Here is a 14,280-nt window from a genome sequence, read left to right as displayed (position 1 = left end):
TTGATTATGAACGACATTATTCAAAACGTATTAGTTTTTATTGCAATGGCTTTAGCCATGTCTTTTTTAATTAAGAAATTCTTCTGGAAAAAAGCAAAACCTAAAAAGGCATGTGGTGGGGATGATGGTTGCGGATGCCATTAAAACCAATAAAAATGCTTTTTAAAAAGCATAAAACCTTCTTGAACTTATATTAATTGCTGTTTTTATTGTTTCTTTATATCCAATCACCTTAATATAAAGTTACCAATGAAGAAAACATACTTATTTATACTGGTAGTATCTTTACTTTTTTCAGTAAATACAAATGCTCAGAAAAAAAATAAAGCAATTTATTTACTAGACAAAGACCTAAGTAATTTTGATATCTGGCTTAGTGTTCCACACACCACAGTAACAGATTTACCAAAAGGGACTTTTCAATCTGATAATGTTGGAAAAGGCGAACCTATTGGCTTAAATAACAACCTTAAAAATGTTTTTTCAATAATTGAAGAAGATGGAGAGCCTGTATTAAAAATAACTGGAGAAATTTTTGGTTGTATATCATCAAAAGCAACTTATGAAAACTACTATTTAAGTGTACAATTTAAATGGGGCGCTAAAAAATGGGAACCAAGACTAGAAGACCTTAGAGATAGCGGTATTTTATACCATGCCCATGGCAAACACGGCAGTTTTTGGAACACTTGGAAAGCAAGTTTAGAATATCAAGTACAAGAAACCGATATGGGAGATTTTATTCCTCTTGGAGGAACTACCGGTAAACCGAAAGTAGAAATTAGAGGGTCTATAGGTGAAAAACGAAATAAATACGACCCTAATTCTGATGTTTATTTAGATAAAATAGGTTACACAAGTGCTTATACAGAACCAGATGCGGCTCATGGTGAATGGAATCATTTAGAAATTTATATAATTGGAAATGATGCTGTACATCTTGTAAATGGCGAAGTTGTGATGGTTGTTGAAAATGCTAAAAAACACGATGGAACCATTCTTGATAAAGGTGAAATTCAAATACAATCTGAAGCTGCAGAGTGTTATTATAAAGCACTTAGCGTAACACCTATCAAAAAGTTTCCTAAAAAAATAAAAAAACAAGTAAGGTTTAAATAATCTAAGAAAGCTTAACGTACAAGTTATTAGCTATCATATTAGAAATTATAAGCGCCTTATTATTTACATTTATAGTCACCGAATTATCAAAAGGTTCTTTATTAACTATTGTTAACTTGGTGCCTAAAGCAATTTTATTTTTATCTAAATATTTCAAGAATTCAGAAGACGAATCCTGAACACCAACACAAATACAAGAATCGTTAACTTGTGCTTGAGATAATAAGATTTTATCTATACTTTTTATTTTTCCAGTTTCATCTGGAATAGGGTCTCCATGAGGATCATGCGTCGGGTATTCCAAAAAAGCATCTAATTGCTTCGTTAATTTTTCAGATTTTATATGCTCTAATTGTTCGGCTACATCATGAATTTCATCCCAAGAAAAATTAAGTTTTTCAACTAAAAAAACTTCCCAAAGCCTATGCTTTCTAACAATACTAATAGCTATTTGTTTTCCCTGCTTAGTTAAAACAACCCCTTGGTATTTTTTATAATCGGCATAACCTTTTTCAGATAATTTCTTAACCATATCGGTAACAGAAGACGCTTTAGTTTCCATCTCTTTAGCAATAGCATTCGTGCTTACATTATTAACACCTTGCTTTCCTAAGTGATAAATAGCTTTAATATAATTTTCTTCTGTTAAAGTAATCATACTCTTTTTTTAGATTAAGCAAATATAAGCTATTTATAATATTAAAATAATTTTTAGACTTATCTAAAAATATATTTATATTTGTAAAAAATAATTACGTGAAGTATTTAAAATTACTAGTGGTTAGTTTATTAAGTCTCCATTTAGGCGCTCAAAACATAACTGGTAAAGTAACCTCAAATAAAGAAGCTCTACCATATGTAAATATTTATCTAAAAGGCGAAAACCAAGGCGCAGTATCTAAAGAAAACGGTGCTTTTAAAATAACAAACATAAAACCAGGAACATATACGATTATTGCTTCTTTTACAGGTTATCAAACTCAAAAGAAAACCATAACTATGGGTGCTAAAGATTTAGTAATAAACCTTGATTTACCAGAATCTGAACTACTTGACGAAGTTATTATAACAGGAACCCTAAAAGCAGTATCTCGTCTTGAAAGCCCTGTTCCTGTAGAAGTTTACTCCCCTGCCTTTTTTAAAAAAAACCCAACTCCAAATATTTTCGAAGCGTTACAAAATGTAAATGGTGTTAGACCCCAACTAAACTGTAATGTTTGCAATACTGGAGATATTCATATTAATGGTCTTGAAGGCCCTTATACTTTAGTTTTAATTGATGGCATGCCAATAGTGAGTGGCTTGTCTACGGTTTATGGCTTATCTGGAATACCCAACTCTTTAATCGAACAAGTAGAGGTTGTAAAAGGTCCTGCTTCATCACTTTATGGTAGCGAGGCTGTTGGAGGGCTCATTAATATCATTACCAAATTACCAGAAAACGCACCTTTATTTTTTGCAGATAACTATGTAAGTGGCTGGGGTGAAGCTAATTTCGATTTGGGTTTTAAATCTCGAATAGGCAAAAAAGTGGATGTATTGGTTGGTGCTAACTATTACAAATATTCTAATGCGATAGATAATAATAACGATAATTTTACCGATGTGACCTTACAAGATCGAATTTCGGTGTTCCAAAAATGGAACTTTAAACGTAAAGACAACCGCTTGCTTTCAATTGCAGGTCGCTATTTTTATGAAGATAGATGGGGTGGTGAAATGCAATGGAATAAAACCTTTAGAGGTGGAGACGACGTTTATGGCGAAAGCATATACACATCGCGTTACGAACTAATTGGAAATTATCAATTACCAATTACAGAAAAGATCAATTTTCAATTTTCATATTCAAATCACGACCAAAACTCTGTATATGGAAACATTCCATACTTAGCCCAACAACGTATTGGTTTTGGGCAACTTATTTGGGATAAGCCTTTAAAAAATCACGATTTACTTTTTGGTTTAGCAACACGATACAATTTCTATAACGACAATACAACTGCAACTGTAAACCCAGATGAAATTACCATTCCGTCAGTTTTTATCCAAGATGAAATAAAATTATCAGAGAAAAACCATCTATTATTGGGTGCTAGATATGATTACGACGACAGACATGGTTCTATTTTTACGCCCAGAATTGCATACCGATTTAAACCTACAGAAAACGATATAATAAGATTAAATGCCGGCACAGGATTTAGAGTTGTAAATTTATTTACTGAAGAGCATGCTGCACTTACTGGTTCTAGAGATGTCATCATTGAAGGCGAATTAAGCCCTGAGCAATCCTATAATGTCAATCTTAATTATTTAAAGAAATTTTACACCAAAGGCGGACAAATTTTCACTTTCGATGCATCGGCCTGGTACACTTATTTTACCAATGCTATTATTCCTGATTACGATACAAACCCCAATCAAATTATATATGGAAATTTAGATGGAAATTCAGAAACAAAAGGGTTAAGCGTTAATATTGATGCTATTATTGATACTGGATTAAAAGCATCAATTGGTGCAACATTTCAAGATGTTTCACAAACTGAAAACAACATAAAAACAAGGCAAATACTTACCGAACGATTTACAGGTGTTTGGTCGCTTTCATACAAAAACTTCCCAACCAATTTAACTATAGATTATACAGGAAATATATACGGACCAATGCGACTACCAACATTAGGCGTTCGAGATCCGCGTAGCGAATATTCACCAACATGGAGCATTCAAAACGTTCAATTAACCTATACAACCAAAGCTAATTTAGAGTTTTATGGTGGTGTAAAAAACCTATTAAACTGGACACCAAACCAAGGTAACCCATTTATTATAGCGCGTTCTGATGATCCTTTTGATAAAAACGTACAATTCAATACCAATGGCGATGTTATAGCAACAACAAACAACCCTTATGCATTAACATTCGACCCATCATATGTTTACGCACCAAATCAAGAGAGACGTTTATTTTTTGGTTTAAGATATACTTTAAACTAAATTTAACCTTTTAAAAGCATGAATCACTATTTTGTTAATCAACATTTTAAAATGAAAAAAATAACACTACTATTTCTTATTGCATTAACAATTTTTAATTGCAAAAACGAAAAACAAACCAACGGAAAACTAAACGTAGTTACTACAACCTCTATGATAACCGATTTGGTTAAAAACATAGGTGGCGATCACATTAACCTACAAGGTTTAATGGGTAGCGGTGTAGATCCGCATTTATACAAAGCCAGCGAAGGCGATGTAACTAAACTATCAAGTGCCGATATTATTTTTTACAATGGCTTGCACCTTGAAGGCAAACTGGTTGAAGTTTTTGAAAAAATGAAAAACAAAAAAACCATTGCCATCGGCGACGCTTTAGATAAAAATACACTTATTGGCTCAGATTATTTTGCTTCAAATTACGACCCACATGTTTGGTTTAATGTTGATTACTGGATACAAGCAACACAGTTTGTAACCAAAAAACTATCAGAAGCCATTCCAGAACAAAAAACTGCTTTCGAAGCCAATGGAGCGGCATACATTAAGCAATTAAAAGACTTAAAAACAAAATTAACAGCAACCATAGAAACGCTTCCAAAAGAACAACGTATTTTAGTTACAGCGCACGATGCCTTTAATTATTTTGGAAAAGCCTTCAGTTTTGAAGTTTATGGTTTACAAGGCTTATCAACCGCAACCGAGGCTGGTGTACAAGACGTTCAAAAACTATCGGCATTTATAATAGAAAAGAAAGTTAAAGCCATATTTATAGAAAGCTCTGTACCAAAACGCACCATCGAGGCATTACAAGCGGCCGTAAATTCGAAAGGTCATAATGTTATTATTGGTGGCTCACTATATTCAGATGCTTTAGGAAATGCAGGTACAATCGAAGGCACATATATAGGCATGTTCGAGTATAATGTAAATACAATTGTAAATGCATTAAAGTAAAATTATATGAAGCTATTTCCTGCTATCCGCTGTATCTTTTTTGAAGAAAAATCAAAAAAGGATGCCGCTTCTATCAGGGCTAGATTATCAGCCATAGTCGTTTTAAAATAGTAATTAAAGGAATTTTGATTAGTTAGTTAACAGAATAAAATAAGTCAGAATTAAAAAACAAAGCAGAAAACCAACACCCAAATCAATTCAGAGAATTGAACGCTAAGGCGCAGAATAGATGAAGAAAAGCTCCGAAAACAGGAGAACGAAAGTTCGACGCGGAGTTTTCAAATCGGTTTTCAGTTTTTACTGAAAAATTCCTTGGCTTGGACTTGATTTTTTGGTTCGTTTTGTATCAAGCAAAATGAACAGAAATAAGATTAAATTCTTAATTTTAAAATCTTTAGATTCATTCTCATAAAAAACGAGGTGAACATATTAAAAAATGGAGTATGATTTTAGAAGCAGATAAAAACCCAAAAAAGACACCTGCTTCCGCAGGTGTAATTGCGGTGAAAGTTGACGATTTAACCGTAGCCTACAACTACAAACCCGTGCTATGGGATATCGATTTAGAAATCCCAGAAGGCGTACTTATGGCTATAGTTGGGCCAAATGGCGCAGGAAAGTCCACCTTAATCAAATCTATTTTAGGCATTTTAAAACCCATTGCTGGAAGTGTAGAAATTTTTGGCAAGTCCTATGAAAAACAACGTCAACTCGTAGCTTACGTACCACAAAAAGGAAGTGTAGATTGGGATTTCCCAACAACGGCCTTAGATGTTGTAACCATGGGTACATACGGAAGTTTAGGTTGGATAAAACGACCAGGTCAAAAAGAAAAAAAAGCAGCTCTCGAGGCTCTAGAAAAAGTTGGTATGTTGCCCTTTAAAAGCAGGCAAATAAGTCAACTTTCTGGTGGCCAACAACAACGTATTTTCTTAGCCAGAGCATTGGTACAAAACGCCTCTATTTATTTTATGGACGAGCCATTTCAAGGGGTCGATGCTACCACAGAAATTGCCATAATCAATATTTTAAAAGAATTGCGTAAAGCAGGAAAAACAGTAATTGTAGTACATCACGATTTACAAACCGTTCCTGAGTATTTCGATTGGGTAACCTTTCTTAACGTTAAAAAAATTGCAACAGGTCCTGTTAAAGATATCTTTAATGACGATAATTTAACCAAGACTTACGGTATTAACTATAAAGTCAGTATTCAAGAATAAGTTAGGAGTTAGGAGTTAGGAGTTAGGAGTTAGGAGTTAGGAGTTAGGAGTTAGGAGTTAGGAGTTAGGAGTTAGGAGTTAGGAGTTAGGAGTTAGGAGTTAGGAGAAATTGAAATAAAATTATATTAATAAACAAAACTAATAGAGTGTCAAAACCCTATTCAATTCAATTCAAAAGAATTGATTGTCAAGGCGCAGAATAGATGAAGAAAAGCTCCGAGAACAGGAGAACAAAGTTCGACGCGGAGTTTTCAAATCGGTTTTCAGTTTTTACTGAAAAATTCCTCGGCTTGGTCTTGATTTTTTGGTTCGTTTTGTATCAAGACAAAATGAACATAATAAAAGTAGAAAAGCGAAATTACAGGAAGAGATTCCTGCCTTCGCAGGAATTATGGACATAACAGAATACATAAAACTCGTCTTTACAGACTATACACTAAGAACTATCACCTTAGGAACTGCAATTCTTGGAGCAGTTACTGGTATGCTTGGTAGCTTTGCTGTATTAAGAAAACAAAGTCTATTAGGCGATGCTATTTCACATGCCGCCTTACCTGGAATTGCTATTGCATTTTTAATTACTGGCGCAAAAGACAGCAATATATTATTACTAGGCGCATTGGTAAGTGGTCTTATAGGCACTTTCTGGATTCGAGGGATTATTAGTAAAACCCATTTAAAATCAGACACCGCCTTAGGTTTAATTCTATCGCTCTTTTTTGGATTTGGAATGCTTTTACTCACCTTCATTCAAAAACAACCCAATGCGAATCAAGCAGGATTAGATAAATATTTATTCGGACAAGCAGCAACTTTGGTGGAAAGCGACGTTTGGATGATGGCTATCGTAACAGGAGCATGTTTATTCGTGTTACTACTATTTTGGAAAGAATTCAAAATCTTACTTTTTGATGCCGATTACACCAAAACCTTAGGCTTTAACACTAAGTTTATTGACATTTTAATTACAACATTCATTGTTCTAGCTATTGTTTTAGGGCTACAAACCGTTGGTGTTGTATTAATGAGCGCCATGTTACTAGCACCTGCAGCCGCAGCTCGTCAATGGACAAATAGTTTAAGTGTCATGGTGTTTCTAGCTGCTATTTTTGGTGCGTTTTCTGGTGTATTTGGAACAGCCATTAGTGCTAGTCAAAACAACCTTTCAACTGGGCCTGTAATTGTTATAGTTGCTGGCGTATTTGTATTGGTATCATTTATTTTTTCACCTAGTCGTGGCTTATTATTTAAACAAATCCGTTTTATAAAAAACCGTCGCGATTTACAACTGCAAAAAACACTTTCATTCATGTTTCATATTGCAGAAACACATGAAAACATATCGCATCCACACGCTATTAAAATCTTAAATAATTTTCAAGGGTTTACAAAGGGCACCCTTCAAAAATTGGTAGAAAAAAACTATGTTAAGTTAGAAGGAACTATGTGGAATTTAACCGAAGAAGGTTTTAAAACCGCATCCAATTTATATAACCAACAAAACGTAAACAATGAGTAATGCGCAAATAGAAATACAGCTTATTGCGAGTTTGGTTGCCATTGCATGTGCCATTCCAGGAACATTTTTAGTGCTTCGGAAAATGGCTATGATTAGCGATGCCATTAGTCATTCTATTTTACCAGGTATTGTAATCGGTTTTTTTATTACTCAAGATTTAAACTCACCATTATTAATTTTACTTGCAGCCATAACTGGAATAATAACCGTTGTTTTGGTAGAATATATTCAAAAAACAGGCTTAGTAAAAGAAGATACAGCCATTGGTTTAGTCTTCCCTATTTTGTTTAGTATTGGCGTTATTATGATTGCTAAAAATGCCAACGATGTGCATTTGGATGTAGACGCTGTTTTATTAGGCGAACTTGCTTTTGCCCCATTTGATAGGTTGATTATTGGTGGTGTAGACGTTGGTCCAAAATCACTATGGATAATTGGATGTATATTAATTATAACTGTAGGCTTATTGATTGCCTTTTTTAAAGAATTAAAAATAAGCACTTTTGATGCCGGTTTAGCGGCCTCTTTAGGGTTCTCTCCGGCAATAATTCATTATGGCCTCATGACGGTTTCTTCAGTAACCACAGTTGGCGCTTTTGATGCTGTAGGTGCAATTTTGGTAGTTGCTTTAATGATTGCCCCGGCAGCAACGGCATATTTACTAACCAACAACTTAAAACGAATGCTTATTTACGCCATTTGTTTTGGCGTATTTAGTGCCATTTCTGGATATTGGTTAGCACATTGGCTAGATGCTTCCATTGCGGGATCTATAACTACTATGCTAGGTTTATTGTTTTTAGCGGTGTACTTATTTGCGCCAAATAAAGGTGTTATTGCTGTTATGTATCGCGAAAAGCAACAACGTACAGAAGTATCATTATTAACCTTCTTATTACACTTAAAAAATCATACCGAAGAACGCGAACGTCATGTAAATCACCTCAACGAGCACATAAATTGGCAAAAAGTACGTTCAAAAACGGTTCTAGATTTAGCTTTAAAAAACAACATGATTCAGTTTGACAAAAACGTTGTGTCTTTAACTGAAAAAGGTGAGGATTTCACATCTCAAGCTATCGACTATATTATGACTAATGAAGATGGTAAGATTGAGCACATGAAAGATGATTTCTTTTTGTTTAGAGGGTAATTATGGCACAACACAACGAACTCGGTAAAAAAGGCGAACAGTTAGCAGTAGATTTTCTTCTGAAAAACAACTATGAAATAATTGAACGCAATTATCGATTTGATAAAGCTGAAGTCGATATTATTGCAAAGAAAAAAGATATTCTAGCTATTGTTGAAGTAAAAACACGCTCTACTGCCGATTTTGGAGACCCACAAGACTTTGTAAAGCCAAAACAAATTCAGCGTTTAGTAAAAGCGGTTGATGAATACGTAACGGTAAACGACTTAGATGTAGAAGTACGCTTTGATATTATTGCTATTGTAAAAGAAGGCAAAGGCTTTAATATTGAGCATTTAGAAAATGCTTTTTATCATTTTTAAACTTATTCCTCTTCAACTTTATCTTCAGATTCAAAATATTCCTTTAAAACTTCAAAATCTAAAGGCTTACCAACAATTTTCTTGTCTTTATCCAAGATAAAATACGTAGGTGTTGAAGTTACACCATATGCATCACCAATCTTATTATCCCATTTACCTTCACCATAAACGTGAATAAATTCTGGATAATCGTAGGTTAAGTTTTTCCAACCATATGGTTCGTCTTCTAAACCAATTGCTACAACTTGCACTTTATTTTCTTCTAAAGCATTGACAAATTTTTGCAACTGTGGTACTTCATCTAAACAATGCGAACATGTGCTACTCCAAAACACAATTACATAATTTTCTGCACCTTTTAAATCGGTTAACTTCTTAGTAATTACTTTTCCTTTTTCTTCAATTTCTATATCGAAATTAGGCGCTACTGTTCCTTTTGAAAGGTTTTTATACAATATTAAAGATTGTAAAAGTTGTTGATCATTTAGATTAACAGCAATATCCATTAAATAGTTCTCACTTATATAATTAGCCACAGCTTCTTGCTTTAAGTCGGCCATTTGTTGCCATAAATCAAACAATAAAATACGCTGTACTTCTTTTGGAGCCGTTTTCATATGGCCAAAAACCACATCGATATTTTCTTTGTAATTTTCTACTTCATCTTTAGTTTCAGACGACATACCGAAAACATAATTAAGCATGCGCTCTTCTAAAAAACTAGAACTTTGAAGCATTGGGTTATTAAAATCAACATAATCAAAATAATGGTTTTTTAAATTTCCAATATAAGTTTCAACATCTTCAATAGTTTCTGGAACATAAGGTTTATTAGCTTTAATAAAGGCTAGTACTCTTGTCCCCTCGGCCGCCTTTTCAAAATTTTCTTGCGTTTCTTTTTGAGTTTTAAAAATTGCTTTTAAAGCTTTTTTATCTTCACTCTCCTGACTAAAATAGTTCCCTATACTTTGGGTAACCATAGACATGCTATTGGTGTAAGATGTTAGTAATTTGTTTTCAATAGATTTGGTAAACTCTACACCTGTTTCAGAATTAAATGTAAGCTCAATATCTTCTTTCCCGTTGTATATAATATCAAAATTATAATCTTCTTGAGGAACCGCATAAACCAAACGGTAGGTTCCTTGGGTGTTTGTTGAGTCTAGTTTAAACTCAAAACTACCATCTTCGCCAATTTCAGCATTGGTAACATAATCTGAAATGGTAGGATTCACTTTGTATAATAATGCAAAATTATAATCTTTTGCTGGTGTAAAAGTCCCTTTTATAACGTGTTGTGCTAAAAGTATGCTTGGAAGTAAAAGTGTTATAAAAAATAAACGTTTCATGTATATAGTATCTTTTTTTAAAATTAAAATCAATAATTAAGCCACAATAGGTTTTAAAGCTTCTAAAGCCTGTTTTACCGTTTTTATATTGTCAAAATTCAGCATTAAACGTAACCCATTTCTAGTTTGCTTCTCTTTCATTTTACAAGCGCCAGGATGTTTTTGCACAAACTGTAACACATTAGTAAAACTTGGACTTTGATAAAAACTACTTTGTTGGTCGTTAATAAAATAACCTATTAACCTACCTTGTTTCATAATAATTTTTTCGAATCCTATTTTAGTTGCTAACCACTTTATTTGGACACTATTTAATAAATCGGTCACTTGTTTTGGTAAGGCTCCAAATCGGTCGATTAACTCCTTCTCAAAGGTATGTAATTCTACTTCAGTTTTTAAGTTGTTTAACTGTGTATATAAACTTAATCGTTCGGCTATATTATTAACATAATCATCTGGAAATAAAAGCTCAAAATCGGTATCGATTGTTACATCTTTTACGTAAACCTTATCTGCTTCATCTTCATTATATAAATCTTTAAACTCGGTTTCCTTTAGTTCTTCAATAGCTTCGTTCAAGATTTTTTGATAGGTATCAAAACCAATTTCATTTATAAATCCGCTTTGTTCTCCACCCAATAAATCACCAGCACCACGAATTTCTAAATCTTTCATGGCAATGTTGAAACCACTTCCTAGTTCGGTAAATTGTTCTAAAGCTGTGATTCGTTTTCTAGCATCATCAGTCATTGCCGAATATTCTGGTGTAATAAAATAACAAAATGCTTTTTTATTACTTCGCCCAACACGACCTCGCATTTGGTGTAAATCACTCAACCCAAAATTATTGGCATTATTTATAAAAATAGTGTTGGCATTTGGTACATCTAGCCCACTTTCAACAATGGTTGTGCTCACTAAAACATCAAACTCGCCATCCATAAACGCCAACATAAGCTGTTCTAGTTTTTTACCGTCCATTTGTCCATGCCCAATACCAATTTTAGCATCTGGTACTAAACGTTGTAACAAACCAGCCACCTCTTTTATATTTTCAATGCGATTATGGATAAAATAAATTTGTCCGCCACGTTGCACCTCATAACTCACAGCATCGCGAATGGTTTCTTCACTAAAACGAATAACATGACTTTCAATGGGGTATCGATTTGGTGGTGCTGTTGTGATAACAGACATGTCTCGGGCTGCCATTAAACTAAACTGCAAAGTTCTAGGAATTGGCGTTGCCGTAAGCGTTAACACATCTACATTATCCTTAATGGTTTTTAGTTTTTCTTTTACTGCTACACCAAATTTTTGTTCTTCATCGACAATTAAAAGCCCTAAATCTTTAAATTTTACGCTTTTATTAACCAGTTGATGTGTGCCAATAATAATATCGACTTTACCTTGTTCTAAACGCTCTAATGTTTCACGTTTTTCTTTGGCAGTTCTAAATCGGTTTACATAATCGACAGTAACAGGGAAATCTTTTAAACGCTTAGCGAACGTTCTAGAATGTTGATACGCCAAAATAGTTGTTGGTACCAAAACGGCTACTTGCTTGCCGTTATCTACCGCTTTAAACGCAGCACGAATGGCTACTTCTGTTTTACCAAAACCTACATCGCCACAAATTAAGCGATCCATAGGGCGTTCGCTTTCCATGTCGGCTTTAATATCTGCAGTTGCTGTACTTTGGTCTGGTGTGTCTTCGTAAATAAAAGAGGCTTCCAACTCGTGTTGCATGTAACTATCTGGGTTGTATTGATAGCCTTTTTCGGTTTTACGTTTCGCGTAAAGTTTTATTAAATTGAAAGCTACGTGTTTTACACGGGCTTTAGTTTTTTGTTTTAAGGTTTTCCAAGCATTACTTCCTAATTTATAAACTTTAGGCGGCTTGCCATCCTTACCATTAAACTTGGTGATTTTATGTAACGAATGGATACTTAAATACAACACATCGCGTTCTCCATAAACTAGTTTTATAGCTTCTTGCTTTTTACCCTCAACATCTATTTTTTGAAGTCCCCCAAAACGCCCAATACCATGATCGATATGGGTTACATAATCGCCAATATCTAAATTTGTAAGTTCTTTTAAAGTAATAGCCTGCTTTTTAGCGTAACCGTTTTTAAGCTGAAATTTATGATAGCGCTCAAAAATTTGGTGATCTGTATAACAAACTATTTTACTATCGTGATCTATAAACCCTTGATGTAGCGATAAAATAATGGTGTTATAAGGTGCAACGTCTAAATTAGAATCGTCGAAAATATCGTGAAAACGTTTGGCTTGCTGTTCGCTAACACAGGCAATATAATTGGTATACCCTTTATTGTGATTGGCATTTAAATCTTCAATAAGTAAATTGAATTGCTTATTAAATGCTGGTTGCGGCGTAGTATTAAACTCTATAATATGAGATGCCTCACTTTTGTTCGACATGACTGCCGTACTGCCAAATTCGATAATTGAAAAATCGAGTAATTGCTTTTTTAATACTTGAGAATTACAAAATAACTCATTGGGTTTGGCCTGTTTTATTTCTCCTGAAAGTTTACTAAAGGCTTCTTCGGCTTTACCGTAAAAATCGTCGATTCTTGAAAAGAATAAATCGGCATTTTTTAAACACACTACTGTTTTTTGAGCAATATATTTTAGAAAACTCTGCCTACTTTCTTCTAATAATTTATTTGCAACATTTGGAATGATGCTTATTTTTTTAATCTGCTCTATGGAAAGTTGCGTCTCTACATCGAAGGTTCTTATACTATCTACCTCGTCGCCAAAAAACTCTATTCTGTATGGCTGATCGTGGGAAAAAGAAAAGACATCTACAATTCCGCCACGAACTGAAAACTCGCCGGGTTCGGTTACAAAATCAACACGTTTAAACTTATACTCAAAAAGCATTTCGTTTACAAAGTCTATAGATAAACTATCGCTTACACCAACTTTTAAGGTATGGCGTTCTAACTCTTTTCTGGTAACAACTTGCTCGAAAAGCGCATCGGGATAGGTTAAAATTATGGCTGGCTTTTTTTGCGAGTTTATACGGTTTAAAACCTCGGCACGTAATAGCACATTAGCATTATCTGTTTCTTCTATTTCGTATGGTCTGCGGTAACTGCCTGGGTAGAACAATACATCTTTAGAGCTTAATAACTGCTCTAAATCGTTTAAATAATGTGCCGCTTCTTCTTTATCGTTAAAGACTAATAGAAAAGGTTTTTCTGAGGCTTTAAAAATACTTGAAATCACAAAAGATAGTGACGAGCCAACAAGGCCTTTTACATGCATTTTTGCTCCATTTTGGGCAATAGCAGATTGCAGATTTTGCGTTTGCAAAGTCTGTAAATAGGTTTGAGAGATAAGGGTTTTACTCACCTAATTTTGTTTTGAAATGCAAATATACGGTTTCGGATTATTTTGTTTGTTTTTTAATTACAAATTCCTGAAATTTTTACAATGTTAGTTTGGAGTTACTTACTCGCGTTAGGGATTGCAGAGAAACATTTATGTTCATGAATTCTTTAATAAAAAATAGAAACGCACGAATAAAAGCCCACAGCGGAGGAACGGAGCGAGGACT

11 protein-coding genes are annotated in these 14,280 nt (G+C 33.9%); 8 read left to right on the top strand and 3 right to left on the bottom strand.

Features of this window, described 5'->3' with window-relative positions; all coding sequences use genetic code 11:
• Nucleotides 1-6 precede the first annotated feature (6 nt).
• Entirely contained in the window at nucleotides 7-144 is a 138-nt protein-coding gene (locus SJY43_RS04990; RefSeq protein WP_396602746.1) for a FeoB-associated Cys-rich membrane protein, read from the top strand.
• 105 nt (nucleotides 145-249) lie between these two features.
• Nucleotides 250-1,119, top strand: coding sequence for a DUF1080 domain-containing protein (locus SJY43_RS04985; RefSeq protein ID WP_396602745.1), 870 nt, complete (start codon nucleotides 250-252; stop codon nucleotides 1,117-1,119).
• A gap of 1 nt (nucleotide 1,120) precedes the next feature.
• Here SJY43_RS04985 and SJY43_RS04980 read toward each other — a convergent pair whose 3' ends face one another.
• Nucleotides 1,121-1,777 carry a metal-dependent transcriptional regulator gene (locus SJY43_RS04980; RefSeq protein ID WP_396602744.1) on the bottom strand — a complete coding sequence of 219 codons (657 nt, stop codon included), beginning with the start codon at nucleotides 1,775-1,777 and terminating at the stop codon, nucleotides 1,121-1,123.
• A 98-nt stretch (nucleotides 1,778-1,875) separates the two neighbouring features.
• On the opposite strand from SJY43_RS04980, the gene SJY43_RS04975 reads away from it, so the two are divergent.
• The 6 genes from SJY43_RS04975 to SJY43_RS04950 all read left to right on the top strand — a co-directional run bounded on the left by SJY43_RS04975 (nucleotide 1,876) and on the right by SJY43_RS04950 (nucleotide 9,336).
• Nucleotides 1,876-4,122 carry a TonB-dependent receptor domain-containing protein gene (locus SJY43_RS04975; RefSeq protein ID WP_396602743.1) on the top strand — a complete coding sequence of 749 codons (2,247 nt, stop codon included), beginning with the start codon at nucleotides 1,876-1,878 and terminating at the stop codon, nucleotides 4,120-4,122.
• Between the two features lie 51 nt (nucleotides 4,123-4,173).
• Complete coding sequence (locus SJY43_RS04970) at nucleotides 4,174-5,079, top strand: metal ABC transporter solute-binding protein, Zn/Mn family (RefSeq protein WP_396602742.1); 906 nt, start codon at nucleotides 4,174-4,176, stop codon at nucleotides 5,077-5,079.
• A gap of 443 nt (nucleotides 5,080-5,522) precedes the next feature.
• Nucleotides 5,523-6,302: a metal ABC transporter ATP-binding protein gene (locus SJY43_RS04965; RefSeq protein WP_396602741.1), complete on the top strand. Its 780-nt coding sequence runs from the start codon at nucleotides 5,523-5,525 to the stop codon at nucleotides 6,300-6,302.
• A gap of 391 nt (nucleotides 6,303-6,693) precedes the next feature.
• Nucleotides 6,694-7,821, top strand: coding sequence for a metal ABC transporter permease (locus SJY43_RS04960; RefSeq protein ID WP_396603388.1), 1,128 nt, complete (start codon nucleotides 6,694-6,696; stop codon nucleotides 7,819-7,821).
• Nucleotides 7,814-8,974: a metal ABC transporter permease gene (locus SJY43_RS04955; RefSeq protein ID WP_396602740.1), complete on the top strand. Its 1,161-nt coding sequence runs from the start codon at nucleotides 7,814-7,816 to the stop codon at nucleotides 8,972-8,974. Before SJY43_RS04960 ends, SJY43_RS04955 begins: the two co-directional genes overlap by 8 nt.
• Nucleotides 8,975-8,976: 2 nt before the next feature.
• Nucleotides 8,977-9,336, top strand: a complete 360-nt coding sequence (locus SJY43_RS04950; RefSeq protein ID WP_396602739.1) for a YraN family protein — start codon at nucleotides 8,977-8,979, stop codon at nucleotides 9,334-9,336.
• A gap of 2 nt (nucleotides 9,337-9,338) precedes the next feature.
• Here the strand turns inward: SJY43_RS04950 and SJY43_RS04945 are convergent, their stop codons facing one another.
• Entirely contained in the window at nucleotides 9,339-10,685 is a 1,347-nt protein-coding gene (locus tag SJY43_RS04945) for a TlpA family protein disulfide reductase (protein WP_396602738.1), read from the bottom strand.
• A gap of 36 nt (nucleotides 10,686-10,721) precedes the next feature.
• Entirely contained in the window at nucleotides 10,722-14,075 is a 3,354-nt protein-coding gene (gene mfd, locus SJY43_RS04940) for a transcription-repair coupling factor (RefSeq protein WP_396602737.1), read from the bottom strand.
• Nucleotides 14,076-14,280: the final 205 nt, after the last annotated feature.

The organism is Algibacter sp. R77976 (assembly GCF_044594645.1).
Classification (GTDB): domain Bacteria; phylum Bacteroidota; class Bacteroidia; order Flavobacteriales; family Flavobacteriaceae; genus Algibacter_B.
Note: the sequence above shows the minus strand (reverse complement) of the source record. Positions and strands in the feature narration are given on the sequence as shown.

Excerpts from the sequence above, each read along its gene's own strand:
- SJY43_RS04970 (WP_396602742.1), top strand. The coding sequence starts at position 4,174 with ATGAAAAAAATAACACTACTATTTCTTATTGCATTAACAATTTTTAAT.
- SJY43_RS04960 (WP_396603388.1), top strand. The coding sequence starts at position 6,694 with ATGGACATAACAGAATACATAAAACTCGTCTTTACAGACTATACACTA.
- SJY43_RS04965 (WP_396602741.1), top strand. The coding sequence starts at position 5,523 with ATGATTTTAGAAGCAGATAAAAACCCAAAAAAGACACCTGCTTCCGCA.
- SJY43_RS04990 (WP_396602746.1), top strand. The coding sequence starts at position 7 with ATGAACGACATTATTCAAAACGTATTAGTTTTTATTGCAATGGCTTTA.
- SJY43_RS04985 (WP_396602745.1), top strand. The coding sequence starts at position 250 with ATGAAGAAAACATACTTATTTATACTGGTAGTATCTTTACTTTTTTCA.
- SJY43_RS04945 (WP_396602738.1), bottom strand. The coding sequence starts at position 10,685 with ATGAAACGTTTATTTTTTATAACACTTTTACTTCCAAGCATACTTTTA.
- SJY43_RS04955 (WP_396602740.1), top strand. The coding sequence starts at position 7,814 with ATGAGTAATGCGCAAATAGAAATACAGCTTATTGCGAGTTTGGTTGCC.
- SJY43_RS04980 (WP_396602744.1), bottom strand. The coding sequence starts at position 1,777 with ATGATTACTTTAACAGAAGAAAATTATATTAAAGCTATTTATCACTTA.
- SJY43_RS04950 (WP_396602739.1), top strand. The coding sequence starts at position 8,977 with ATGGCACAACACAACGAACTCGGTAAAAAAGGCGAACAGTTAGCAGTA.